A 26,455-nucleotide genomic window follows, 5' to 3' on the forward strand; every position below is an offset into this window, starting at 1 on the left:
CAAAAAGAGAAAAAATTCCCGGCGAAGTTTCACCGGGAATTATGGATTATTAATTGAATTTGCGTTTTCTTGCAGCTTCAGACTTTTTCTTACGTCTTACGCTTGGCTTCTCGTAATGTTCTCTCTTACGGATTTCCTGCTGAATCCCAGCCTTTGCACAGTTTCTTTTGAATCTGCGTAAAGCACTGTCCAAACTCTCATTATCTTTAACAATTACGTTTGACATAGCTCACACCTAACCTCCCTCCAGTTGCGTAGTATAGAGTGCGAAAAACAACTGTTTGGGTATTTTAGCACTGCTATGATTATATCATAAATTCCATTTTCGTCAACAACATTTTGCAAATTTATTCCCGAAATGGATTTATTTTATCTGTTCAGCCACTACTTCAGCGGCTTTTTTCAGTGCTGACTCTACCCCAGCCGGATTTTTTCCGCCTGCCTGAGCCATATTCGGACGACCGCCGCCGCCTCCGCCTACAAGTCCTGCGATCGCTTTGATCAGGTTGCCGGCATGGGCGCCCTTCTTCTGAGCGCTGTCTGTCACAGTCGCCATCAGGCTGACCTTTCCGTCTGCAACGGACGCGAGCACGATCACACCGTCTCCCAGCTTATCCTTCAGCTGGTCTCCCAGATTCCTGAGGCCGTTCATATCAGCTCCTGCAACTTCTGCAGCCAGAAGTTTTACGCCCTTCACTTCCTGGACCTGATTCATGACGTCGCCCAGAGAATCATTGGCCATTTTGCTCTTTAATTTATCATTCTCAGAATGAAGCGCCTTGATTTCCTCCAGCATGGATTCAATCTTCTTTTTCAGTTCGGACGGAGTCGTCTTTGCCGTAACAGCAGCTTCATGAAGTTCCGCCTCAATTTCTTTATAATGATTCATAAGGCCGTCAGCCGTCAGAGCTCAATCCTTCGTACACCTGCTGCAATTCCGGACTCGGACAGGATTTTGAATGCCGATATGGTTCCTGTATTCGCTACATGAGTACCTCCGCAGAGTTCTACAGAGAATTCACCCATACGGACAACACGCACCGTATCGCCGTATTTTTCGCCGAAGAGAGCCATTGCGCCCGTCTTCTTTGCTTCATCCAAAGTCATAAGCTCTGTTCTGACAGGAAGCGCTGCGCGGATTTCTTCATTAACAATCTCTTCCACCTTACGGATCTCTTCCGGAGTCATGGCCGAAAAATGGGTGAAGTCAAAACGCAGCCTGTCCGCATCTACGTATGAACCAGCCTGTTCAACGTGATCGCCCAGTACCATGCGGAGCGCTTTCTGGAGCAGATGCGTCGCGCTGTGGTTCTTGCCTGTCGCCATACGGTTCTGCTCACATACCTTTAACGTCACTGTCTCACCGACCTGGAACATTCCCTTTATCATTCTGCCCACATGGCCGACTTTTCCACCCTGTAATTTAATGGTATCTTCCACCTTAAATTCGCCGGACGGACTGGCTATTACACCTTTATCTCCCTGCTGGCCGCCCATCGTCGCATAGAACGTAGTCTGCTCCGTGATGATCGTTCCGGCTTCTCCATCCGTAAGCGCTTCGACAAGTTCCGTATCCGTCGTAAGCGCCGTAATTTCGGAGTCACAGATGAGGCTGTCATATCCGACAAATTCTGTCGTAAGCTTCGGATCAATCGACTGGTATACCGTTACATCGGCTCCCATATAGTTGGTTGTCTTTCTCGCAGCACGGGCTTTCTTCTTCTGCTCATCCATGCATGCTTTAAATCCGTCTTCATCGACAGCGTATGATTTTTCTTCCAGAATTTCTTTCGTCAGATCCAGCGGGAATCCATACGTATCGTACAGCTTAAATGCATGCTCTCCTGACAGCGTCGTCAGGCCTGCCTGCTTCATCTCCTCTTCCATCTCAGAAAGAATAGCAAGCCCCTGATCGATCGTTTTATTAAATTTATCCTCTTCTTCTGTAATGACCTTCAGAATCATCGCCTGCTTTTCTTCCAGTTCCGGATAACCGTCTTTGGAAAGGGAAATGACGATTCTGCTCAAATCAGCAAGGAATTTACCTTCAATGCCAAGAAGCCTTCCATGGCGGGACGCACGTCTGAGCAGTCTTCTCAGTACATACCCTCTGCCTTCGTTGGACGGCATAATTCCGTCGGAAATCATGAATGTACAGGATTTGATATGATCCGTAACAATTCGAAGGGACACATCTTTCTTCTCATCCTTCATGTACTCTGTATGAGCAAGGGCACATACGGCATCCAGAAGCGCTTTATTCGTATCTACAGTGAACAGGGAATCCACATCCTGTACAACTACGGCAAGGCGCTCCAGTCCCATGCCCGTATCGATATTCTTGTGCTCCAGTTCCGTATAGTTTCCGTGGCCGTCGTTGTCAAACTGCGTAAATACGTTGTTCCATACCTCGATATAACGGTCGCATTCACAGCCTACCGTACAGCCCGGCTTTCCGCAGCCGTATTTCTCCCCGCGGTCATAATAAACCTCCGAACACGGGCCGCACGGACCTGCTCCATGCTCCCAGAAGTTGTCTTCCTTGCCAAAGCGGAAAATCTTCTCTGCCGGGATGCCGATCTCTTTATTCCAGATTTCAAAAGCCTCATCATCGTCCAGATATACGGACGGATACAGACGTTCCGGATCAAGACCTACGACTTCCGTCAGGAATTCCCATGTCCAGTGGATCGCATCGGTCTTGAAGTAATCTCCAAACGAGAAATTGCCCAGCATCTCGAAAAAGGTTCCATGACGGGCCGTCTTTCCGATGTTCTCGATGTCGCCTGTACGAATACACTTCTGACAGGTGGTGACACGTTTTCTCGGCGGGATCTCCTGTCCCGTAAAATATGGCTTTAAGGGCGCCATGCCTGAATTAATTAACAATAAACTGTTGTCATTATGCGGAACCAGGGAAAAGCTTGGTAAAGCCAGATGTCCTTTGCTTTCGAAAAATTCCAGGAACATCTTCCTCAGTTCGTTCACACCATACTTCTGCACGTTTTTCATCCTCCATTGAGGGCATCGCAAAAAATAATCCAGCCATTCCCAGAAGTACCGGATTCCGTTCCGAGGCAGCGGCCAAGTCACTGCATCCGGTACTTCTGGGAATGCTTTATTCTTTTTGCAACACTCTTATTATAATTATCTTCAATATCGTACCATAGGAATTCCCATTTATCAAGATAGAAATAACTGTAATCGTCCGGACGATGGAAAAACAGCAGAGAGATCACATTTTGAGTCCGTAAAACGGCCTTTCTTCAAAATGTGATCTCTCTGCTGTTAATCCTGTTTTATATTCCGCAGTCTTTTCATACTTCATACTGCTGAAATTATTTACGGTTCATATGTCAGATACTGGCCGTACCGGTCTGCCAGTTCATAGACCCGTTCTCTCGTCGTCGCTGCCAGCGACATCCTGTACTCCACGCTTTCCATAGAACCGCCGTAGTCCTTTGCTGCCTTGGCAGCTTTCCCGTCTCTGGTGATTACCCATTCTCTCTCTTCTTTTACAAGAGCTTCTGCGTCTTCCCGGCTCAGGGAATCCAAAATCTTATTGTAAATAGCATTCAGTTCCGTATCCCACAGCTTCCACTCACTGTCCGCCGCATTCCGGATCGTATACTGATTCGTCGTACCATCCTGAGATCTCAGCTTTTCAGCCTGATCTTCCAGCTCCTCCAAACGCTTGGAATAGGGTTCTGTTCCGGAAGAATCGTCCCTTTCTACAATTACGTACATCTCAGCCTTGACATCTGCGGACGCGCTTTGCTGTATGGCTTTCTCATCTCCAACATCTGCCTGATTCCCGGGAATACCGGAACCACCGGCTGCCGCTTCTGCATATTCCTCATCCGATCTTTCCGCCGAACGTTGGACTGCCGCCGGGTACGTATCCTGTTGTACGCCTTCGACTGGAGAAGCCGCCGCCGCTGCCTCACTCTGCTTTTCTTCCGCAGCCTTTTCTTTATTCCGTGGAACGCCTTCCACTACTCCGACCGTTGAAGAAAAATAGGTGTCCGCGACGTCATTCGAAACGGCCATCTGCTCCTCCGGATAAGATCGTTCGGGAGAAACGGCCCCGCCGGCCTCTGCCGGGCCATCTGCTGCCAACATCGTATCCGTTGCGGCGGCAGATTCCTGCTTTTCTATCATTTTACTGGTATATGCCGTGATCCCTGCTCCAAGGAGAGTAATTACGGCAATTGCTGCCAGCATCCATTTCATCCTGTTCATCATCGTCATCCTTTTGTGATCTGTTTATTCTCATGATTATTTGCTTTGAGAATAACATATCATAAACGAATCCGAAAAGAAATACAAGTTTGAAAATGGTAATATTTTGTAAGATTAAATTAACAATTGCATTTAAAATTACAAATCTTCTACTTTAAACCCCGTATTCTGCATCATCAAATTCCAAATATCTTCATCCTGTTTTATATCAACTGGATTATATGCAGATTCTTGAACATCTGCTGCAGGCTGCGGGGCCATGACATTCAATGACGGGTTAGCAGGTGGCAGTGCAGCCGGTACAGGCTGAGGCGGCAGTACCAGCTGCGGACCGCTTATCAGGTATTGTTGCAGGAATTCATAATATCGATCAAACCATAGATAAAGCTTTGCAGTATGCCTTATTACTTCCCGTCTTGGTGAGTTTAAACCGTATGTCTGCACCATTCCTTTCGCAATCGCAATCAGAACACCCCTAGGAATCCACCCATACTTATTCCGAATCAGTTTATAAGATTTACCCTGCCATCCTTTATTGAGCGGCTTGCCTACCAGCAGTTGGCTGGTGTACGGGGCTCCTGTCAAAACTCTATAAATAGCTTCCTTTGCTGTCTGAATGGCGCCTGTGAAATCTGAATTCAGTAGCTGCTCCGGATATGCAAAGCGCAAAGCCATATCATGGTGATGCAGATATTTTCTAATCTGCTCCTCAGAGAGCGGTATCCCATAAAACGCCTGGGTATCAAACAGACGGTACATGGCTTCTGCAAGCTCGGTGCGGCCAGCGTCTTTAGACAATCTGGAATCCAGCCTGGCCTTTGCTGCGCCTTCTCCTGCTCCGTCGGAATTGTTACCATGGGGCACATAGGTAAATGGCAAACTGTTGATATAGTTAAGCGTCCGCCCTATCATCTCTCTGACTTTATTTTCTGTAGACATTTCGCCGTCTTCCCAGATTCCCCTGTAAACAGGGGGCAGAACTGCCGCCGCCTGCTGCCCTGCATCCGGAAAACAGTTAATGCAACCAATAAAATTGTTAAAAGCTTCCAAAACGCGGCTGATATGAATACCCTGAATGCGTTTTTTTACGCCGTCTATATATAGCAGACAGGAACTGCTGTGATTGTGGCTCATTGCGCTGTCGTCATTCGGATAAGGCATATAGCCGCTGAAATCTTCCCGGTTGAAATCCACAATAATACACCCATGTTCATTCTGCGTCAAGGTAAAGCGCTGGATGACCGAAAATTCGGAATTACTCTCACTCTCTCTTCTATTCATCATACTCAGCATGACAGCGTTAGAGGCCGGAATCACAGGAGATTCCGGCCTTTCGTCTCTAGAAATATATTCGTACATGAGACCTCCTTTCCTGCATGCCGGCCGTAAGAGGCGGCCGGAGCAGATAAAAGAAACAGGCTTCTGTTCGTATTTACGATACGACTCCCTCGTCCACCAGCAGGTCATCTCCGTCCGCAGCGCTGGTGGCCAGCTGGTCGCAGCGTTCGTTCTGGGGATGGCCCGCATGGCCTTTTACCCAGATAAACGTCACCTTATGAGGAGCTTTGGCCTTCAAAAGCCGTTCCCACAGATCAATGTTCTTCACCGGACCGCTCTTTCCTCTGCTCCAGTTATTCTTCACCCAATTGTCAATCCAGTGCTGGTTAAATGCATCCGTAAGATATTTGGAATCAGAGTACAGCTCCACTTCACACGGTCGATTCAGAGCCTCCAGCCCGGCAATCGCTGCCATCAGTTCCATGCGGTTATTGGTTGTCCTCACATATCCGGCCGACATCGTCCTCTCGTGAAGTACGCCTTTGGAATCTGTAAACTGAAGGACGGTTCCATATCCGCCCGGTCCGTCCGGATTGCCTCTTGCCGAACCATCTGTATATATCTGTACTCTGCTCATACTCTTCACTATCTCCTTCACCTTTCGTTCCCAGAGTGTATTGCAAAAAATGATCAAGCATTGCAGCCGCTGCCTGAAACGGAATCTGGCAGCGACGGCAATACTAATTTGACTTTGCAACACCTTCTGAACAGTTTATCTGTCCCATTTATCGCACAGGGACTGAATCTGATCGGCGAATTTTGCCAGATCTTTATTGGCTCCGCCCTCATTATGGCGGATCACCTGCATGAGACGCTCTCCTGCCGCCACGAGACGGGCAAATACGCCTGTTGCCTTCCTTGACGCTGCCGGAGTCTCTTTCTCCACTAAAACGCCCTCTGTTACGGTAATCCACTCACCGGACGCCAGATCAAAGGAAGAACCGCTGAACGGCGCCGCCGTGTCGAATCCGTAGGACTCGTGGAGAAGCTCTGCAAAGCTGTCGCATACCTTGTCGTCGCCATGAACCAGGAACACCTTATCCGGCTTCTTTTTAAATGCGCTGACCCACTCGATCAGGCCGCCTTCATCCGCATGACCGCTGATCCCTTCCATCTGCTCAATATGGGCACGGACGTCGATCGTCTCTCCGAATATTTTCACAGACGGACTGCCGTCGATCAAGCTTCGTCCCAGCGTTCCAACAGCCTGATAGCCTGCGAATACAACGCTGCATTCCGACCGCCAGAGATTGTGTTTTAAGTGATGGCGGATACGTCCAGCATCACACATACCGGCTGCCGATATGATGACCTTAGGCGATTCATCGAAGTTGATGTTCCTGGATTCATCACTCGTAATGGAGAGCTTCAGCCCCCTAAAACCGATGGGGTTGATTCCCTTTTCCACCAGGGCTCTCGTTTCGTCGTCATAGCAGTCCATCAGGTTTTTGGAAAATACGCTCGTAGCCTCTACGGCCAGCGGGCTGTCCACATATACGTCGAAATTGTCATGGCCGGTAATCATTCTGTTCGCCTTAATCTGGCGGATAAAATAGAGGAGTTCCTGGGTCCTGCCTACGGCAAATGCAGGGATTACTACGTTTCCGCCGCGATCCAGCGTCTCCTGGATAATACGGGCCAGTTCCGGAACGTGGTCTACATTCTTTTTATGGTATCTGTCACCGTAGGTACATTCCATTACGACGTAATCCGCACTTTCCAGATAGTGAGGGTCGCGGATGATCGGTTTATTCTTATTGCCGATATCTCCGGAAAAGACGATTTTCTTCTCGACCTCCTCTTCTTTCATCCAGATTTCAATGGATGCGGAACCGAGCAGATGACCGACGTCGGTAAATTTAACTGTAATCCAGTCGCTCAGCTTTAGCGTATCTCCATACATGACAGGCATAAAATGTCTCAGAACACCGATGGCGTCGGACATCTTATACAGCGGTTCCACTTCGCCCCGGCCGGCACGCTTTGCCTTTCTGTTCTTCCACTCTGCTTCCATCTCCTGGATATGGGCGCTGTCACGCAGCATGATACTGCAGAGATCCGCAGTTGCTACCGTAGTGACAACCTGGCCGCGGAACCCCCTGGCATAGATGAACGGCAGCATTCCGGCATGGTCAATATGTGCATGGGTAAGAAGCACATAATCGATCTGTGCATAACTGACTGGAAGCTCTGCATTCTCATATACATTCTGCCCCTGTTCCATGCCACAGTCGACCAGTATCTTTGATTCACCAACTTCCAGAAAATGGCAGCTTCCTGTCACTTCATGGTCGGCGCCGATAAACGTAAGTCTCATGAAATCCCTCCTCCGTAATTAATCCAGAATTATCTCTGTCCTGCATCTACAAATGCAGCATGTCCCCTGTCCTGCAAATAAGAATGCGGAACTCCGGCCCCTTTTCCTCCCCGGCAGCCCCGCATGCTTTCTGTTATAAGTATAACTCATATTAGATGATAATGCAAATCATACCGCCATTGCTGTCGTTAATAATTTTCTGCAGAGTATCCTGAAGTTTCATCTGGCAGTCCTCCGTCATCTGCGATACTTTTGCCTGGATTCCATCTTCTACAATCTGTTCGATGGACTTTCCAAAAATGTTCGTATTCCAGATTCCGTCTTCGCTGTTTCTGGCATTTTCCTTTATGTAGGCAATCAAATCTTCTGCCTGCTGTTCGCTTCCTACAATCGGAGCGATTTCTGTTTCAATATGTGCTTTGATCAGATTGATGGAAGGAGCCTCCGCCTTCATCTTCACTCCGTATTTATTGCCATGTTTAATTACCTGCGGCTCATCCAGCATAATCTCGGACCGTTCCGGAGTGACGACGCCATATCCTTTCAGACGTACCTGACTCATTGCATTCTGCACCTTTTCATATTCCGATTTCATCTTAGCCATGTCGGACAGCAGCTGCATAAGCTGGTATTCACCCTCAATCGGTATTCCCACATAATCGCTTAATATCTGATAATAATAGCTGTCGTCTACATTTACACCGACCGAAACGCTGCCGTCTGCCATTTCCATGTTCTGTATTTTCATCCCGGTGATCGCTTCGGAAGATTCCGGTATGTAATCACTTACATCTTTCATGTGGAGAATGTTTTTCATCATCTCTTTGACCGCCTGAATCACCTGTGCTTTCAGCCAGTGAGTAGAGGGGAGGATTTCAAGCCATTTCGGAATAAAGAAATCCATCTCTGTCACAGGAAATTCTTTCAGTACCTGTTCCAGTATGTGATAGATATCCTCTTTTTTCATCTGTTCGCAGTTGACCGGAAGAACGGTGACCCCATATTTGTTCTGAAGGTCTTCCGCCATGGACTGGGTCTCCCCGGAATATGGCTTCATGGAATTCAGGAGCAGGATAAAAGGCTTATTGAGAGCTTTCAGTTCCTGAATCGTCCTCTCTTCAGCCGGTATGTAGCTGGACCGTTTCAGATCCCCGAAGGAACCGTCGCATGTCACCACAATTCCTATGGTGGAATGGTCCGTAATGACCTTGCGCGTGCCAATTTCCGCGGCTTTTGTAAACGGTATCTCTTCATCGTACCAGGGGGTTTTTACAAGGCGTTCCTCATCATTTTCAATATGGCCGCCCGCCCCCTCCACCATAAAACCGACGCAGTCGATCAGCCGTACTTTTGCCTGAATTCCGTCATCCAGCTGAATCAGTGCCGCTTCCTTGGGGATAAATTTCGGTTCTGTCGTCATAATCGTCTTTCCTGCCGCGCTTTGAGGAAGTTCGTCCCTCGCCCGCATTTTCTGGTGTTCCTCTGTCAGTTCAGGCAGAACCATCAATTCCATGAAGCGTTTGATGAATGTGGATTTTCCTGTGCGGACGGGACCTACGACACCCATGTAGATCTCGCCTCCTGTTCTGGCTTCAATATCCTTGTATACATTAAAATTGTCCATAAAAATACCCCCTTGCTATGCTGATACAGTATATGCAAAGGGGGTATTCAACATTCATACAAAAAACGGCCGTGATTATTGCAAAATTTAAATCAGCATTGCCACCAATACCAGATTCCGTTCCAGGCGGTAGCCAAGTCACTCCATCTGGTATCGTTGACAATTCTTTGTTTTTTACAGCACTAGCCGCCTGGAAATACGGGCTATTCGCTCAGGTATGCTTTCTTTACCTGGTCGTTATTCATCAGTTCTTTCGCGTCGCCGGTCAGTACGATGTTTCCCGTTTCCAGAACGTACGCCCGGTCCGCAATAGAAAGGGCCTTTTTGGCGTTCTGTTCGACGAGAAGAACCGTTGTTCCGTCCTCGTTAATTTTCTGTATGATATCAAAAATCTCATTTACGTAAATCGGTGAAAGTCCCATGGAAGGCTCGTCCATGACGATCAGCTTTGGATGGCTCATAAGCGCTCTTCCCATCGCCAGCATCTGCTGTTCTCCTCCGGAAAGCGTGCCTGCCATCTGCTCTTTTCTCTCTTCCAGACGCGGAAACCGCTTGTAAATCATCGCCAGCGTATCTTCCATTTCCTTCTTATCGCTTCTCGTATACGCTCCCATCTTCAGGTTCTGAAGGACCGTCAGGTGAGCGAACACTCTGCGCCCCTCCGGCACATGGGCGATTCCCATGGAACCAGTTTATATCCGGGCAGCCTCGTAATATTTTTTCCTTCATATATGATACTGCCTTCCTTGGAAGGAATCAGTCCTGTAACCGTATGCAGGGTGGTCGTCTTGCCTGCTCCGTTCGCGCCGATCAGAGCGATGATTTCTCCCTGGTTTACTTCGAAGGAAATTCCTTTTAAAGCCTGAATGACCCCATAAAAGACTTCGAGATCCTTTACTTCCAACATTGCCATAACCGTTTCCTCCTACTCTCCAAGATATGCCGTAATTACCTGCGGATTATGAAGCACCTCTGATGTCTCTCCCTCTGTGAGCACCTGGCCGAAATTGAGTACGGTCAGATGCTCACAGATTCCTGAAACAAGCTTCATATCATGCTCGATAAGCAGGATCGTCATGTCAAAATTGTCTCTTACAAAGCGTATGGTATCCATCAGCTCCGCCGTTTCGTTGGGGTTCATACCGGCGGCTGGTTCATCCAGAAGCAGAAGCTTCGGGTTCGTAGCAAGGGCTCTCGCAATCTCCAGCTTGCGCTGTTTGCCGTAAGGAAGGTTGGATGCCTTGTAATCATATTCCCCATCCAGATCGAATACCTTCAGAAGCTCCATAGCCCGTTCATCCATTTCATGCTCTTTTTTGTAGTATGAAGGAAGGCGGAAAACAGCGCTCAGGGTGGAGTAGGAATAGTGATTGTGAAGGCCTGCCTTAACGTTGTCCAGTACGCTTAAATTGTGAAAAAGGCGGATATTCTGAAAGGTTCTCGCGATGCCTTCTTTGTTGATATCGATCGTATTTTTCCCACTGATATTCTTTCCGTCCAGCAGAATGGAACCGGTATCCGGTTTATACACGCCTGTCAGGAGATTGAATACCGTCGTTTTTCCGGCGCCGTTCGGTCCGATTAGTCCGTAAAGTTCCCCTTTTTCTATAGTAATGTGAAAATTATTTACTGCCTTCAGGCCGCCGAAGGAGATACTGAGATTTTTAACTTCCAGCATAGCCATATTATGCCGCCTCCTTTGCCTGTGGTTTATTCTTCCTGAATTTGCCCATGAATTGCTCTCTGTATGAAATCAGAGCCGGTGCGGAGCTGAAAATCATGATAACGATCAGGATAATCGCATAGATGAGCATTCGGTAATTGTTCATGCCGCGGAGCAGCTCCGGAAGTACAGTCAGAATGACTGCTGCGATCACCGATCCCCGGATATTGCCGATGCCGCCCAGCACCACGAATACAAGGATCATGATCGATTGGTTGTATCCGAAGTTCTTCGGAAGGGCTGTCAGCGTCGTCAGGTTATGGGCATAAAGAACACCGCCAACACCTGCCAGGGCAGCTGAAACCGTAAATGCCAGCAGTTTGTATTTTGTCACGGAAAGGCCGACGGACTGAGCCGCAATCCTGTTGTCCCGGATCGCCATAACTGCGCGGCCCGTTCTGGAATTAATCAGATTCTGTACGATAAAAAGGGTAATGAGAATCAGAATAATCCCTATTGTAAAATTGGCTGCCTTCGGTGTACCCGTTATTCCCTGTGCTCCCTTGATCAGCATTTCCCCTCCCTTTTCCATGTGAAGGGAGGCCGCATCTTTCATGGAAAAGTGAAAGCCCTGAGAATCACGGCCGAGATACATGGCATTGACGATATTTTTTATAATCTCGCCAAAGGCCAAAGTTACAATCGCAAGATAATCTCCCTGCAGCCTAAGAACGGGAATACCGATCAGTATTCCGAACAGAGCTGCTGTCGCTGCGCCTGTAAGGACGGCAAAGATAAAGCATATCGTCGTATTTGGGATTGCCGCCGTCATGCATTTCGTAAACAGCGCTCCGCTAAAAGCACCGACGCACATAAAGCCGGCGTGCCCAAGGCTCAGCTCTCCGGAAATTCCCACGACAAGGTTCAGAGAAACGGCCATAATTACATAGATGCATACAGGCACGAGAAGTCCCTTCATCAGGCTCGATACATGGCCGCCCCTTAACATCATTTGAATGATTATATAAGCTGCAATTACAATTGCGTACGTAACTGCATTTTCTTTCCAAGTTTTATTCCGTACTTTTCTCTTTTTCATATCCGTACCTACACTTTCTCACTGATTTTTCTTCCCAGAATCCCAGTCGGCTTAACTAACAGCACAATAATAAGCACAGAGAATACGATCGCATCAGAAAGCTGTGAAGAGATATAAGCCTTTGACAGCGATTCGATTACGCCAAGAAGGATTCCGCCCAGGAAAGCCCCCGGTATAGAGCCGATTCCTCCGAATACGGCGGCCACAAAGGCTTTGATACCAGGCATTGCGCCCGTGTATGGAGTCAGGGTCGGATATGCAGAGCAAAGGAGTACGCCTGCAACAGCAGCCAGAGCAGAACCAATTGCAAATGTAAGGGCAATTGTTCCGTTTACATTAATGCCCATAAGCGTAGCCGCGTCTCTGTCTTCGGAAACGGCCAGCATGGCCTGTCCTGCTTTTGATTTATTGATAAAGGTCAGCAATGCAATCATGATCACGATACATGCTGCAATGGTAACCATGGTTTCCCCGGAAATAATCAGTTTTCCTCCTGCCAGCTTTAACGATGGCACGGAAACTACGGAAGTAAATGACTTTGTATTTGCGCCGAACATGAGAAGCGCAATATTCTGTAACAGATAACTGACACCGATTGCCGTAATAAGAACTGCCAGAGGTGAAGCTCCGCGGAGTGGGCGGTAAGCAACAAACTCAATAATCATGCCTAAAAGCGTGCAGACAACGACAGCGACCAGGATGCCCACAGCAGGCGGCAGTCCCATGCTGCTGACTGTAACAAATACCATATAACCGCCAACCATGATGATATCTCCATGAGCGAAATTCAGCATCTTGGCAATTCCGTAAACCATTGTATATCCAAGGGCTATAATCGCGTATACGCTGCCAAGCTGACGCCATTAACTAAATAGGAAATAAAGCTCATTTCTTACACCTCTTGTTTTTTCATTTTTGTAAAAGGATATGAATATGAAAGAAAAAGAGGATTTTTGGCGGCTCAGAGCCGCCGGTTGAAATCCTCTTTCATACTTGCCTGTGTAAAACCATAGAAGCAGGAACGCTGTTACGTTCCTGCCGCCAGGTCTTCATTCCGGAAAATCCGGGAATTGTCCGTACGTTATGGATTACTCCATAGCTGTATATGCGCCGTTTTCGATCTTAACAGCCTTTGGTGCCTTGTTCGGCTCGCCTTCTGCTGTCCAGGTCATCTTTTCGCCGCTTACACTTGTAAGCGCTTCGATGGAAATGTTCGGCATAGAAGCGGAAAGTGCTTCACAAATAGCTGCTGTATCCATATCCGGAGTAGCCTTTGCATCTTCTGCTGCTGCTTGATCGCATAAACTGCATCATATGCATCTGCTGCAAACTGGATCGGAATTTCTTTATATTTCTCTTTGTATGTATTTACAAAATTAGCTGTCAGCTCATCCGTTGCATCTGCTGCGAATGGGGTCAGAAGCATAAGTCCCTCTGCTAAGGACGTATCGAAGTTCTCTACCTGAAGGATACCGTCCATACCGTCGCATCCGAAGAATGCCGGTGCGAAATCCATGGCGTTTGCCTGAGAAAGGATCAGAGAAGCCTCTGTATAATAAATCGGCAGGAACACCAATTCTGCGCCGCTGTCTTTTGCCTTCTGAAGCTGAGTATTGAAGTCTGTGTTGCTGTCGGCTGTAAATGCTTCTGCTGTTACAATCTCAATGCCCTGTGTCTCTGCTTCTTCTGCGAACTGCTCGTAAATACCGCTGGAGTAAACGCTGGAGCTGTCATAAATAACTGCAACTTTGCTTGCAAGCTTGTGTTCGCCGATATATTTTGCGGAAGCTGCGCCCTGTGCCGGGTCGGAGAAGCATACGCGGAATACGTTCGGGTTCGCCGCGCACTCTACTGCAGAACCGGATGGTGTAATCTGGAAAACGCCGTCAGCGAAAGACTGTCCTGCAACCTCGATACATGGCGTAGATGTGGTAGTTCCTACAAGCGCCTGCATTCCCCAGTCCTTTAATGTGTTATAAGCGTTAAGCGCTTTTTCAGAATCGTTTTCATCATCCTGGAAATTGTACTCAACCTGGTATCCGTTGATACCGCCTGCCGCATTGATCTCATCGATAGCGATCTGTGCGCCGTTCTGTACGGCTGTTCCGTATACGGCTGCACCGCCTGTGATCGGGCCGATACCGCCGATCTTAAATACGCTGCCGTCTGCCGCTTCTGTACCTTCTGCAGGTTTGGAAGCGTCTTCCTTTGCCTCTGCTGCTGTTGACTCAGCCGCCTTGCTATCTGCTGCAGTCTCTTTTGTGTCTGAACCGCCGCATGCGGTTAAGGATGCCGCCATAACAGCAGCCAGACCTAAGCTTACTACTCGTTTCATAATAATTCCTCCTCTTCTTTAAGCGAATATGCAAAAATGGCTTTCCAGGAGTTCCTGCAAAAGCCATTTTCGAAATAAGCTTTGTTCAATTATATATATATCGATTTCCCTTGTCAATATTTTAAAGCGAAAAAGTGTTGAAATCTTCCCACAAAAGCCCTGTATTTTCAATCCTTTTATCTCTCAGCATCAGCTCTTTCACTGCCTCTGCCGCTGACTTTCCATCGAAAAGGACCTCGTTTACCTGCTCAATAATCGGCATGGGGATATCATACTGCTTCGAAAGCGCAAGTGCTGCTTTGGCAGAATACACGCCTTCCACTACCATTTTTACTTCCTTCATAGCCTCTTCCATGGTATAGCCTTTGCCGATCAGGATACCTGCCCGCCTGTTGCGGCTGTGCATGCTGGCACACGTCACGATCAAATCGCCGATACCGGAAAGGCCGCAGAATGTTTCAAATTTTCCGCCCATAGCCATTCCAAGACGGGTAATTTCCGCAATTCCTCTCGTAATCAGGGCTGCCTTCGTATTATCTCCATACCCCAGCCCGTCAGCGACTCCGGCCGCCAGGGCGATGACGTTCTTTAAGGAACCGCCCAGTTCGATGCCAAGGATGTCGGGGCTCGTATAGACACGGAACACTTCGCTCATGAAAATGTTCTGGATATACTCAGCCGTCTTTCTGTCATGTGCTCCTGTTACACATGTAGTCGGAATGCCGCGGCTGACTTCTTCTGCATGGCTCGGTCCGGAAAGGACGGCTACATTTGCCTGCGGGATTTCTTCCTCCAGAATCTGAGACAAGGTCTGCAGCGTCGTATCTTCAATTCCCTTGGCCACGTTGACGACGATCTGTCCCTCCCTGCAGTATGGTTTCATCTTCTGCGCTGTCTGACGGACAAATACGGAAGGAACGGCCGTCACAAGCAGATCCTTATCTTTCATGGCCTCGGAAATATCCGCAGTAAAGTTCATGGAAAGCGGAAGCTCAAGGCCTGGGAGAGAATGATATCCATGTGTTTCTTTCAGTTCTTTCACTTCGTCTTCCAGTGCTGACCATACACACACTTCATGTCCATTGTTTGAAAGCAGAAAAGACAGGGCGATTCCCCAGCTTCCCGCTCCGATGATACCGATTTTTGCCATAATCCTATACCCCTTTTATTCTTTCTTTGCTCCCAGTTTATTTTCCGTTCCATGCAGCAGCCTTACGATATTGGCTCTATGGCGCCAGACTGCCATTCCTGCAACGAGGGCAGCCAGCGCGTAAAATTCATACAGATACGGATCACCGAGAAGATAATCTCCGCGGCTCCCCCAGTAGACGGCACCGATCAGAAATGCCGTTACAACCAGAATGGATCCCAGGGAAACATAACGTGTCACGCCTACGGTAACTACGAAAATCACAAGACAGATCAGGGTGATCCGCCAGTCGATGGAAACGAGAAGACCGGCTGTTGCCGCAATTCCCTTTCCACCCTTAAATCCCATATAAAATGGGAAATTATGACCCAGGATGACGCCGAAGGCCGTATAGAGGATCAGAAGATAAAGCATGTCTTCCCTGCCTGCAAACACAACGCGGACGATCAGGCATGGGATGACCGTTTTTAAGAAATCACCGATGAATACAATGAGGCCCGCCTTCCATCCGAGCACCCGGAGGGCATTTGTCGTACCGGAATTGCCGCTTCCGTGTTTTCTCAGATCAATGTGATTTACTTTTCCGTAAATATATCCCGTTTGGAATAATCCAAATAAATAGCCGAAGGCCAGGCAGAATATTCTTTGCAGCATGGTGTTCTATTGCTCCTTTCCGGACCGTTCCCGAATGATAAACTTCAATGCAGTACCCCTGAAGCCGAAAGCCTCACGGATTTTATTTTCAATGTATCTCGTATATGAAAAGTGCATGAGCTCTTTGTCATTTACAAAAATGACAAAAGTCGGCGGCTTCACCGCTACCTGCGTGATATAATACAGCTTCAGACGCTTACCCTTATCGGAAGGCGGCTGCTGCAGAGCTACCGCTTCTGTCATAATCTCATTGAGAACGCCTGTAGCCACTCTCAGCGTCTGATTTTCGCGTACCATATCGATCATGTCATAGAGCTTGACAAGGCGCTGCCCGGTTACTGCTGATATGAAAATCATCTCTGCATAAGGCATGTATGCCAGCGTATCCCTGATTTTCTTTGTAAATTCATAAATGGTCTTGTCCGTCTTCTCAATCGCATCCCACTTGTTGACAGCTATAATGATTCCCTTTCCCCTGTCATGGGCGATTCCGGCGATCTTGGCATCCTGCTCTGTAACCCCTTCCGAGGCATCGATCACGAGCACGACGATATCCGCCCGTTCCACAGCGGCAACCGTACGGATAATGCTGTACTTTTCCAGCTCCTCTTTGATTTTGTTCTTCCGCCTTAATCCTGCCGTATCGATAAAGACATATTCCGTACCGTTGTGTACGATGGACGTATCCACCGCGTCTCTCGTCGTACCGGCCACATCGGACACGATTACGCGGTTCTCACCCACCAGTTTATTTATAATAGAAGATTTGCCTACGTTCGGCTTGCCTACAATGGCGATTCGCGGCCTGTCGTCGTCCTCATCATCTGTCATTTTGTCTGTAAAGTGCTTCGTCACCTCATCGAGAAGCTCGCCCAGTCCCAGCCTGGAAGCAGCGGATACGGGAATTGGCTCTCCGATACCCAGATTGTAGAATTCGTACACGTCGTTGCCGAATTTGGCAAAGCTGTCTACCTTGTTCACTGCCAGCACAACCGGTTTTTTGGAACGGCGCAGCATATCGGCCACCTTGGCATCCGAGTCCACAAGCCCCTGCCTTACATCTACGATGAAAACAATGACATCGGCCGTAGCGATGGCGATCTCCGCCTGCTCCCTCATCTGTGAGAGGATGACGTCCCTGCTGTCCGGTTCGATTCCGCCCGTATCGATCAGGGTGAACTTCATATCCAGCCAGCTGCAGTCTGCATAAATACGGTCTCTCGTAACACCAGGGGTATCTTTTACAATTGAAATATTATCCCCGGCTAAAACATTAAACAACGTAGATTTGCCAACGTTCGGGCGCCCTACAATTGCTACTATCGGTTTACTCATATGGATTCTCCTTTAACTCATATCCTTCATATGCGGCAGCCCCGCTGCCGTTTTCCCGGCCAAGCACTGCGTTCACAAAGTCTTGTCCGCTTGATTTTACAATATTCACCGGTACTTGTAAAGCCTTTTGTACATCCTCTCTCGTCACATCATCCAGGAATACCTCTTCTCCGCTGCGGAACATATTCTCTGTAAGCAGGAGGCGGTTCCCAAGTTTTTTCCCTTTCAGCTGTGCAATCAGGTCATGGCCTGTAATCAGGCCTGCCACCGTAATGGAAGTTCCAAAGAACTCATTATCGATTTTATACAGGCGGACGTTCCGGCCCGGAAACTTTGCCCTGATCTCTTCCAGATAGATCTTTAGCCAGTCATAAGCCAGGGCTCCTGTTGCAATGGAAAGTTCTTCACACTCCTCGTCCGCTTCCATCTCCATAAGAGCCTGTTTCACTTCCTCTGTCATGAGCCGGATCATCCCCACGCCGTTTTCCAGCTGAAGATATCCGTCATACCGCTCCGCCTCCGGCATGGGCCGTTCCGCCAGCATATAGAATTCATCGCTGGCGTGAATGAAGTGAATTCCATGTTCTTTATATATCATGCTCTGCCATTTTTCAATCATATCGATCGTGGCTTGTGCATCTGCTTTTGTAAATGCTTCCAGCGGATACAGGCCGCTGCGGAATTTTGAAAGCCCCACCGGTACCACAGAAACGCTTTCCATACATGGAATATACTTCGTCAGATCACCGATCGTACGTTCCAGTTCTTCACCGTCGTTCACCCCTCTGCATAGGACGATCTGACCGTTCATTGGTGTTCCCGCCTCGTAAAGACGGTCAATCTTCTTCAGCGCCTCTCCTGCGAATCGGTTGTTCAGCATTTTGCAGCGAAGCGCCGGATTCGTCGTCTGGACGGAAATATTGATCGGTGAAAGGTGAAATTTGATAATCCGGTCAATGTCTCTGTCTTTCATATTCGTCAGCGTGATATAATTGCCCTGAAGGAACGAAAGCCTGGAATCGTCATCCTTGAAATAAAGCGTGTCCCGCATACCGGGAGGCATCTGGTCGATAAAGCAGAAAATACACCGATTGCAGCATGATTTATAATCGCTCATCAGTCCGTTTTCAAACGTAAGACCGAGATCTTCATAGTCATTTTCTATATCCAGTTCCCATTCTTCTCCATCTGCTTTTCTGATCACCATCGTCAGAGATTCACTGTTTATATGATATTCATAATCAAAGATATCTTCGATTTCATTTCCATTTATGCTGAGCACACGGTCGCCGGACTCCAGCTCCAGCTCTTCTGCGATCGAACCTGGGGCGACTTCCTTAATTAAATGTCCATTTTCTTTTTTCATTTCATTCTCCTGTCTTTCCTTACCTCTTATCATAGCAACAATCCCGTTTTTTGTAAAGTTTCACACTTTGTATTTTTTTGTATAATCCCGCAAATTTAACGGTTGTCTATTGACGTTAAAGCCGGAAAAATGATATAAATTTAGTGTGGGTTTTTACCTAAAGTTTACAGATGTCCCTGCCGTCTCCATGTGACGGATATCTGTCTATATTCTATGGAGGATATATCTTATGGCGAACAACTATGTTTTTAAAGATTCCCTTCCTGTTGCACCGTTAAAATTAGCTGCATTGGAAAGCTGCCGTCCCCTGGCAGAAAAAGTAAATGACTACATTGTCAGCTTCCGCAAAAATGATGCGGAGGAACTGATGAGGCAGAGAAAAGCCGACCTGCACTATCGCGGATATGAGGTGGACTCTTATCTTCTAAGTCTGGAGTGTCCCCGTTTCGGTTCCGGAGAGGCTAAGGGAATCATTAAGGAATCCGTCCGCGGCGCAGATATCTTCGCGATGGTAGACGTGACGAACCACAGCCTTACTTATAGATTGAACGGAATGACGAATCATATGTCTCCTGACGACCATTTTCAGGATCTAAAGCGAATCATTGCTGCTGCAGCAACGACTGCGCACCGCATCAACGTCATCATGCCGTTCCTGTATGAGGGACGCCAGCACAAGAGAAGCAAACGTGAATCTCTGGACTGTGCGATCGCTTTGGAAGAGCTGACCAATATGGGTGTAAAGAACATCATCACGTTTGATGCCCATGATCCGCGTGTGCAGAATTCCATTCCCTTATGCGGTTTCGACAGCTTCTCCCCAACGTACCAGTTATCAAAACACTGTTCCAGCACGATACTTCCCTGAAACTCGACAAAGATTCCTTTATGGTGATCAGTCCTGACGAGGGAGCTATGCACCGTGCCGTCTATCTGGCCAATAACTTAAGCGTTGATATGGGCATGTTTTATAAAAGAAGGGATTATTCCCAAGTGATCGACGGACGAAACCCGATCGTGGCTCATGAATTCCTGGGCACTTCCGTAGAGGGAAAAACGGTGCTGATTATCGACGACATGATCTCTTCCGGAGAGAGCATCCTGGATACGGCAAAGGCACTGAAAGAGCGAAAAGCCGGCAAGGTAATTCTCTGCTGTACCTTCGGCCTCTTTACAAACGGTCTGGAGAAATTCGATGATTATTATGCAAAGGGATATCTGGACTACGTGATTACCACCAATTTAAATTACCGTCCGGAAAGCCTTTTTGACCGCCCATGGTATCTGGAGGCCGATATGAGCAAGTACATGGCTGCAATCATCAATTCTTTCAACCATGACGCCTCGATCAACTCCACGCTGACGCCCACTTACAAGCTGCAGAAGCTGGTTAAGAAATATCAGGAACAGGCGGACGGGTACGAGTATTACCAGAGCCTCGTTTAATAAAATAGTCTTTAAAAAGGATGTTGATTTTATTTTATAAAACATCCTTTTTTATTATCCAAAAATGGATAATTATGTGATATTATATTAGTATCACACAAAGTATTCGGCAAATTTACTATAAAAGTCCCGGACGGCAGCGATTGCGGGAGCGCAAAAGCGCGGAGTAATTGACTTGTCAGTAAACATGTTTTGTTTACCATATGAAAAGGAGGCTGTTAAAAAATGTACGTTCCGAAAACAGAAAAACAAGAATCGAAGGCCACCACAGAGACAGAAGGCCGCCCCTCTCCCGTCAATTATCCCGGCGGCAATCAGGCCGCCCTCTCTCACCTGTCTGCTGCCCCTCCTCAGGTCTCTTCCATGAGCAATTCTGTCATTCAGAGAATGATCGGATTTGAATTTCAGACGGTAGGCGGGGATTGGAATATAAAGGAAGAAATCGTAAAAGAAAATGGGAAAGGGACGGAAGATGTAACCCCTGATCCTCATTTTCATAAGCAGGAGAATAAATTCGCCATTACCAGCGACGGCTGCGATCTGGAATATGTGACGGACCCATTTGATGAAAAAGACACCGCGCTGCTTGATACGGTGGAGCTGGCAGCTCAGACCCACTTGGATATTCTGAACGGGGAATATGCATTTAATGAGTTAACCCCGACAAAAGATCCAAATGTTTACCAGATTAAAGAGAACGATGTAAATTATATTATAAATAAAAAAGGAGGTGTAAATGCACATCCTCAGGCTACAGTAGGAGTTCGTCTGGAAAAGCTGGCCGATTTTATTGAACAGGCAGCTAAAGACGAGACATTTCTGGATTATGAATATCTTACAAAGAAAAGCGCCTCTAAGCAGGGGGTGCAGGGAGCCGTTGCCGCAGTCAGTGAAGCCGGTATGAGCGATGCTAAAATCAAAGGATTTCTAACCCTTGTCCTCACCCATATTCTCACATTGAAAAATTATCTGAACAGTGGAGGAAATCCTGTTAACTGGCTGAAGAATGCAAAGTTCGCCATGCCATTTATGAACAGAACCGATTTTACCAGTCTTTTAAACGAAATAACCGATCCGGCAGCCATCTCACTCATTACTCAATGCCTGGAACCATATAGAGATGAGTTCATAGCATGTCAGGTGTATATTCTCCCCATTATATTCATGACTATAATCCAGACGATGTTAAAAAGACAACTCTTATGAAATACAGAATCACGGAGGATGATTCTGAAGTCATCCTTCGCGGCTTCCTGGTCCGTGACTGGCTGGACGCTCTAACTTCCCCGTCTCCGGCGGATTTGCTCAAAGGTAATTTCAACAGCGTCTCCGGTATGAAAGGCAACACTACAGGGACGTTAACAAGAAGCTCTACGGATATCGGAGATTGGCACATTCGGGACAATGAAAAGATACCCGATGCTATTTTAGAGATGCGGCAGCTGAAAAACAACGTACAGCCTGGCGAATGGAGGGACCTGGCTGAGAAAGTCGTTCTGCTGGTGACAACAGCCAACGATATTTCAGGCATATCCTCCGGCTCTCCGGTATCAGATTCTGCTCCACCTTTAGTTCCGGCTGTGCCTGGGCGGCGCAGCAAAGCAATTCCCGACAGGGTAAAATCTTTCATAATACCCCCGGCAGAAGGCTATACCAAAGCAATATATTCAAACGAATCCCCTGAGCATGTACTGAAACTGGCAAGGTCAAATAAAGAATTGTTTTGTTCCCATTTGATTAAAATCGATAAATGCAAAAAAACTCTTACAAAATATCAAACGGACGCCAACTCTGCTTCAAAGTATAATGATATCAAGCCATCAATTACCGGTTTTAATTCTGCTGTCAGTACATTGAAGGGTCTGCTGAACAACGAAAAATATCGAAACATCTCCATCTTAGCACATCAATACATAGCCAATCAGGGACTTCCAGGCGCAGATCAGGACCCTGAGGAACTTTTAAGTAAATTCAAAGAATATCGTATTAATTATATAGATCGGGACAAAACGCTGGATGGCTATCGAAAGAGTTTTTTTGATACTATCCATCAAAAAGCCGATTCCGAGGTGACTTCTTTTACAAAAAGTCTATCCGATATAAGAACGCAGAAAAATAACCATGAAAAAAAGATTACATCTGACAGTCAGCAGCTCAAAGATACAACTGCCCACCTGACAGAACGTAATAATGCGTCCACGCTATTAACTGGTTTAAATCGTAAGCTGACAAACTACAAAAAAGAGTATGAAAAACTCTCCGCCCAGCAGGCCGCCCTCCAAAGTGAATACGGAACTCTTCGCGCCCGGTTTGAGACACCCCCTGCTCAAAAAGGCACATCTCTCCTGTCCAAGAAGTCGGCGGTTATAAGCAAACCGGTCAAGGGAAAGCCGGGTTCCCATCCTGTACCTATAGCCGCGGCGCCCAAACCTTCTGCTCCTGTGCCATCCAACCCTGCCCCGACTCCGGCAGTTCTTACCCCAGCGCAGAAGAAGCAATTAACTGATCTGCAAAAACAAATTGATACAATATCGGAGAAGCTTGCAGCCAACTATACAGGCCAGCAGGCGCTTCAGAGAGAGTACGATCGCATCTCAGGGGATACCACAGATCAGGACATGCTGCAGAGTCAGATCAAAATTCTCACAGACGGGATTGCTGCCTGCAGAAAGCAATTATCTGATCTGAAAACAAAAGAAAAATCACAAGAAGCAGAACTGGCTAAATGGGAAAAACTTCTGAAGAAATACTCCTGATGTCTATTCACTCCTTCAGCCCCAGAAACGCGCACAAATTCCCCCTCTGTTCTCCCGTTCTCCTGTGGGAGAACAAGAGCTCAGGATTGCAGTAGGTACAGATGTTCGTAACGTGGATATTTTCATCCTTTACGCCCGCCTCCCGGAAAATGATCTCGTTGGCCTTCCACAGGTCCAGCTGATATTTTCCGGGTTTTCTGCCTTCTGAAAACAGTTCCTTCTCATACTTCTGGTCAAAGGACTCCCGGAACTCTTCTACAACCTCTTCTCCCACTTCGAAGCAGTCCTTACAGATGCTCGGGCCTACACAGACGATCATATCCTCCGGTCTGGAGCCGAAGGCTTCGCCCATTCTTCTGAGCGTCACCCCGCCCATCCTGTTAACTGTTCCCCTCCATCCGGAATGAGACAGCCCGATTGCCTTATGCACAGGATCCAGGAAATAAAGGGGCACGCAGTCTGCAAAAAAGGTGACGAGAATCAGACCGGGAATATCCGTAATCAGCCCATCTACATCACGGTAATCACGGTCCCTTACCACGCCTTTTCCCGCATCATCCCCGGTAACGAGGCGCACATTCGTCGTATGGGTCTGGTAAGTGAGCACCATGTTTTCCTTTTTTCCGCCCAGCACTTTTGCCATGCGGCTATAGTTTTCCTGTACGTGATCCGGATTATCCCCTCTTGTAAACGAAAAATTCATCGTGGACCAGGCGCCTTCACTGACGCCTCCCAGCCTTGTTGAGAACGCGTGAGTTACCAGCCCTGTCTCTTCCAATGGCGGAAATGTCAGGTATACAACTCCGTTCTTCTCCCGCTCCGCCAATACATCCCTGCCGTCTTTTTTCTTCCAGTCTAATCTCATATTGTCTCCTTATGATTCTATTTCTGTTTTTCTCGTTCTCTGCTCTTTTAAAACCGTAGGAAACGGCTTGATTGTCACATGAAAGCGAAGCAAATACATTCGCTTCATCCGTCTATTTTTAACAGTTGCTTAAAACGCATCCCTGATCCACCGGATCGTCTCTCCAAGTATGCTCACTACGTCGAACCGGCATGGAATATCCATGCTCTTTCCTGCCAGGTATAGACATGCTGCTGTCCTGATCCGTTTCTGCTTCTTTAAGTCTACAGCCTCCTCAGGCCAGCCGTTCTTAATCGTTCTGCGGTATTTCACCTCCACAAATACGAGCGTATCCCCGTCCTTTGCAATCAAATCGATTTCGCCGCAGTGGTTTCTGTAATTTCGTTCCAGAATCCGGCAGCCCTGTTTTTCCAAATAGGAAGCGGCCAAAGCTTCCTTTTCACTCCCCGTCTGACGGCGATTCATCGTATTCCCTCCAGAATTTCCTTTTACTTTAATTCTTTGACAACGGTACCGGACGCCAAAACAAGCAGTCCATAAAATGAAAAAAGACCCAGTCCTGAGGCTTCTGCAAAAGAAAAATAAGCGGCCTCATGGACTTGTCTGATTGTGATTTCCTGTTGTTTATGGAGCAAGCGCCATAAAAACGCGCGGGAACCGGCTCGACCTCGTGGTCTAGCCGTAGCAAATAGCTCCGGATCATATAAAATTTTTTATAAACGATCTGCGGTGTATTGGGCATGGCCCATGTTCCCTGATTGCAGCGATGTGAACGGCCGTTCCGTAACCCTTGTGCCTTGCAAAACCATATTCCGGAAACAGCTTGTCGTATTCCGTCATCATATGATCTCTTGTCACCTTGGCCAGGATACTGGCCGCTGCGATGGAAACGCTCTTTGCATCGCCTTTGATGATCGGGACCTGATCGATTTCCACATCGGGGATCGTAACAGCATCATTCAAAAGGAGATCCGGTTTTACCGCCAGCTGACTGATCGCTGACCGCATGGCCTCATAAGTTGCCTGGAGGATATTGATCTCATCAATCCGTTCCGGGCTTACAAGACCTACTCCAAAGCTGACGGCCTTTTCTTTTATTTCGAGAAAAAGCTCTTCTCTTCTCTTTTCAGAAAGCTTTTTGGAATCATTCAGAAAGAGAATCCGGCAGTCCTTTGGCAGAATCACCGCCGCCGCCGCTACAGGGCCGGCCAGAGGGCCTCTTCCTGCTTCGTCTATGCCGCAGATTGCGTCGCACGCCGCATACGTATATTCATATTCTTTCATCTTCTCCAGACGTTCCAGTTCTGCCTGAAGCTTTTCTTCTGTCAGTTTTCTTGCCATATTCCATTCCCTGTCCTGATATTAAATCTCTCCTGCAGCCTCCGGAAACTCCAGCGTAATTCTGCCGAGGCGGCCGCTTCTAAAATCATCCAGCAACAGATTAGCCGCTTTGGACGTATCATACTCATTCCCTTTCAGCAGACAGCCTCTTGCCTTTGCAATTCCGGCGAGCACAGCGTATGCGCGGCTGGAAGGATCCTCATAACTGCCCGCCTCCTGCTCCGCATCCAACTGATACCGCTCGTTCAGGCTCTTCGGATAATTGTTCATCAGGAACAGAATCAGCTCTGAGGCAAGTTCCTCCTTATTCAGGATTTCATCGTTTATAGAGCCGATAAACGCCAGTTTCAGGCCTACCTGCTGGTCTTCAAATTTTGGCCAGAGAATTCCGGGCGTGTCGAGCAGTTCCAGAGCCTTGTTCAGCCTAATCCACTGGTTTCCCTTTGTCACACCTGGTTTATTGCCCGTTTTTGCACATGCCTTTCCTGCAAACGAATTAATAAAGGTGGATTTTCCCACGTTCGGTATTCCCGCCACCATGGCGCGGACCGGACGGTTCAGGATTCCCCTCTTTCTGTCTCTTTCAATCTTTTCACGGCATGCTTCCTGTACGACGCTGTTGATCTGCTTTAATCCGGCGCCGGAGCGGGAATTTACCTTTATCACGTAAAAGCCCTTATCTTTAAAATAATTTGTCCACGCATCATTATAGCGTTCATCTGCCATATCCGATTTGTTCAGCAGAATGAGGCGGGCTTTGCCCTTTCCGAGAACATCAAGATCCGGATTTCTGCTGGAAAGTGGCACTCTCGCGTCTACCAGCTCTATAATCAGGTCAATTAATTTTATGCTTTCCTGCATGGCACGTTTTGCCTTTGTCATGTGTCCTGGATACCATTGTATATTCATTCTATCACCTAAACT

At 47.6% G+C, this 26,455-nt stretch carries 18 protein-coding genes and 5 pseudogenes; 3 read left to right on the forward strand and 20 right to left on the reverse strand.

All coding sequences use genetic code 11. The annotated features are described in order from the left end of the window. Nucleotides 1–49: 49 nt before the first annotated feature. From rpsU to DXA13_RS01290, 16 genes and pseudogenes are all read right to left on the reverse strand, one after another. Nucleotides 50–226, reverse strand: a complete 177-nt coding sequence (gene rpsU, locus DXA13_RS01215; protein ID WP_087218105.1) for a 30S ribosomal protein S21 — start codon at nucleotides 224–226, stop codon at nucleotides 50–52. A gap of 138 nt (nucleotides 227–364) precedes the next feature. After that, nucleotides 365–3,012, reverse strand: a pseudogene (gene alaS / locus DXA13_RS01220) (alanine--tRNA ligase). A gap of 330 nt (nucleotides 3,013–3,342) precedes the next feature. Further along, the gene (locus DXA13_RS01225; protein WP_181995487.1) at nucleotides 3,343–4,245 is read right to left on the reverse strand and encodes a lysozyme inhibitor LprI family protein; all 903 of its coding nucleotides are present in this window, start codon (nucleotides 4,243–4,245) and stop codon (nucleotides 3,343–3,345) included. A gap of 135 nt (nucleotides 4,246–4,380) precedes the next feature. Then, entirely contained in the window at nucleotides 4,381–5,601 is a 1,221-nt protein-coding gene (locus DXA13_RS01230) for a hypothetical protein (RefSeq protein WP_118241347.1), read from the reverse strand. 73 nt (nucleotides 5,602–5,674) lie between these two features. Next, nucleotides 5,675–6,157 carry a ribonuclease HI gene (rnhA, locus tag DXA13_RS01235; protein WP_118241348.1) on the reverse strand — a complete coding sequence of 161 codons (483 nt, stop codon included), beginning with the start codon at nucleotides 6,155–6,157 and terminating at the stop codon, nucleotides 5,675–5,677. 135 nt (nucleotides 6,158–6,292) lie between these two features. Next, nucleotides 6,293–7,897, reverse strand: coding sequence for an MBL fold metallo-hydrolase (locus tag DXA13_RS01240; protein WP_118241349.1), 1,605 nt, complete (start codon nucleotides 7,895–7,897; stop codon nucleotides 6,293–6,295). Nucleotides 7,898–8,048: 151 nt separating this feature from the next. Continuing rightward, complete coding sequence (gene spoIVA / locus DXA13_RS01245) at nucleotides 8,049–9,521, reverse strand: stage IV sporulation protein A (protein WP_118241350.1); 1,473 nt, start codon at nucleotides 9,519–9,521, stop codon at nucleotides 8,049–8,051. A gap of 203 nt (nucleotides 9,522–9,724) precedes the next feature. After that, nucleotides 9,725–10,434: pseudogene (locus DXA13_RS01250) on the reverse strand (ABC transporter ATP-binding protein). Nucleotides 10,435–10,446: 12 nt separating this feature from the next. Next, nucleotides 10,447–11,205, reverse strand: a complete 759-nt coding sequence (locus DXA13_RS01255) for an ABC transporter ATP-binding protein (protein WP_118241351.1) — start codon at nucleotides 11,203–11,205, stop codon at nucleotides 10,447–10,449. 1 nt (nucleotide 11,206) lies between these two features. Continuing rightward, the gene (locus DXA13_RS01260) at nucleotides 11,207–12,283 is read right to left on the reverse strand and encodes a branched-chain amino acid ABC transporter permease (RefSeq protein ID WP_118241352.1); all 1,077 of its coding nucleotides are present in this window, start codon (nucleotides 12,281–12,283) and stop codon (nucleotides 11,207–11,209) included. Between the two features lie 8 nt (nucleotides 12,284–12,291). After that, a pseudogene (locus DXA13_RS01265) lies at nucleotides 12,292–13,172 on the reverse strand (branched-chain amino acid ABC transporter permease). Nucleotides 13,173–13,371: 199 nt separating this feature from the next. Further along, a pseudogene (locus DXA13_RS01270) lies at nucleotides 13,372–14,618 on the reverse strand (ABC transporter substrate-binding protein). Between the two features lie 121 nt (nucleotides 14,619–14,739). Continuing rightward, on the reverse strand, nucleotides 14,740–15,768 hold the full coding sequence (locus DXA13_RS01275; protein ID WP_118241353.1) for an NAD(P)H-dependent glycerol-3-phosphate dehydrogenase: 1,029 nt from the start codon (nucleotides 15,766–15,768) through the stop codon (nucleotides 14,740–14,742). A gap of 15 nt (nucleotides 15,769–15,783) precedes the next feature. Then, a complete protein-coding gene (plsY, locus tag DXA13_RS01280; protein ID WP_118241541.1) occupies nucleotides 15,784–16,419 on the reverse strand; it encodes a glycerol-3-phosphate 1-O-acyltransferase PlsY in 636 nt (211 codons plus the stop codon). A gap of 9 nt (nucleotides 16,420–16,428) precedes the next feature. After that, nucleotides 16,429–17,757, reverse strand: coding sequence for a ribosome biogenesis GTPase Der (der, locus tag DXA13_RS01285; RefSeq protein ID WP_118241354.1), 1,329 nt, complete (start codon nucleotides 17,755–17,757; stop codon nucleotides 16,429–16,431). Next, nucleotides 17,750–19,156 carry a DUF512 domain-containing protein gene (locus DXA13_RS01290; protein WP_181995488.1) on the reverse strand — a complete coding sequence of 469 codons (1,407 nt, stop codon included), beginning with the start codon at nucleotides 19,154–19,156 and terminating at the stop codon, nucleotides 17,750–17,752. Before DXA13_RS01290 ends, der begins: the two co-directional genes overlap by 8 nt. A 196-nt stretch (nucleotides 19,157–19,352) precedes the next feature. On the opposite strand from DXA13_RS01290, the pseudogene DXA13_RS01295 reads away from it, so the two are divergent. From DXA13_RS01295 to DXA13_RS01305, 3 genes and pseudogenes are all read left to right on the forward strand, one after another. Continuing rightward, a pseudogene (locus DXA13_RS01295) lies at nucleotides 19,353–20,569 on the forward strand (ribose-phosphate pyrophosphokinase). Between the two features lie 225 nt (nucleotides 20,570–20,794). Beyond that, the gene (locus DXA13_RS01300) at nucleotides 20,795–21,775 is read left to right on the forward strand and encodes a hypothetical protein (protein ID WP_118241356.1); all 981 of its coding nucleotides are present in this window, start codon (nucleotides 20,795–20,797) and stop codon (nucleotides 21,773–21,775) included. Beyond that, nucleotides 21,772–23,325 carry a hypothetical protein gene (locus DXA13_RS01305; protein WP_118241357.1) on the forward strand — a complete coding sequence of 518 codons (1,554 nt, stop codon included), beginning with the start codon at nucleotides 21,772–21,774 and terminating at the stop codon, nucleotides 23,323–23,325. Before DXA13_RS01300 ends, DXA13_RS01305 begins: the two co-directional genes overlap by 4 nt. 7 nt (nucleotides 23,326–23,332) lie before the next feature. On the opposite strand, the gene pgeF is transcribed toward DXA13_RS01305, so the two are convergent. The 4 genes from pgeF to ylqF form a co-directional block, all read right to left on the reverse strand. Beyond that, the gene (gene pgeF, locus DXA13_RS01310; RefSeq protein ID WP_118241358.1) at nucleotides 23,333–24,190 is read right to left on the reverse strand and encodes a peptidoglycan editing factor PgeF; all 858 of its coding nucleotides are present in this window, start codon (nucleotides 24,188–24,190) and stop codon (nucleotides 23,333–23,335) included. A 129-nt stretch (nucleotides 24,191–24,319) separates the two neighbouring features. Then, complete coding sequence (locus tag DXA13_RS01315; RefSeq protein ID WP_118241359.1) at nucleotides 24,320–24,655, reverse strand: YraN family protein; 336 nt, start codon at nucleotides 24,653–24,655, stop codon at nucleotides 24,320–24,322. A 234-nt stretch (nucleotides 24,656–24,889) separates the two neighbouring features. After that, nucleotides 24,890–25,531 carry a ribonuclease HII gene (locus DXA13_RS01320; protein WP_118241360.1) on the reverse strand — a complete coding sequence of 214 codons (642 nt, stop codon included), beginning with the start codon at nucleotides 25,529–25,531 and terminating at the stop codon, nucleotides 24,890–24,892. 21 nt (nucleotides 25,532–25,552) lie between these two features. After that, nucleotides 25,553–26,440 (reverse strand): ribosome biogenesis GTPase YlqF, encoded by an 888-nt coding sequence (ylqF, locus tag DXA13_RS01325; RefSeq protein ID WP_118241361.1) that lies wholly within the window; start codon nucleotides 26,438–26,440, stop codon nucleotides 25,553–25,555. Nucleotides 26,441–26,455 lie beyond the last annotated feature (15 nt).

Origin of the sequence: Clostridium sp. AM58-1XD, from assembly GCF_003464085.1 — a bacterium.
Taxonomy (GTDB): domain Bacteria; phylum Bacillota; class Clostridia; order Lachnospirales; family Lachnospiraceae; genus Lachnoclostridium_A.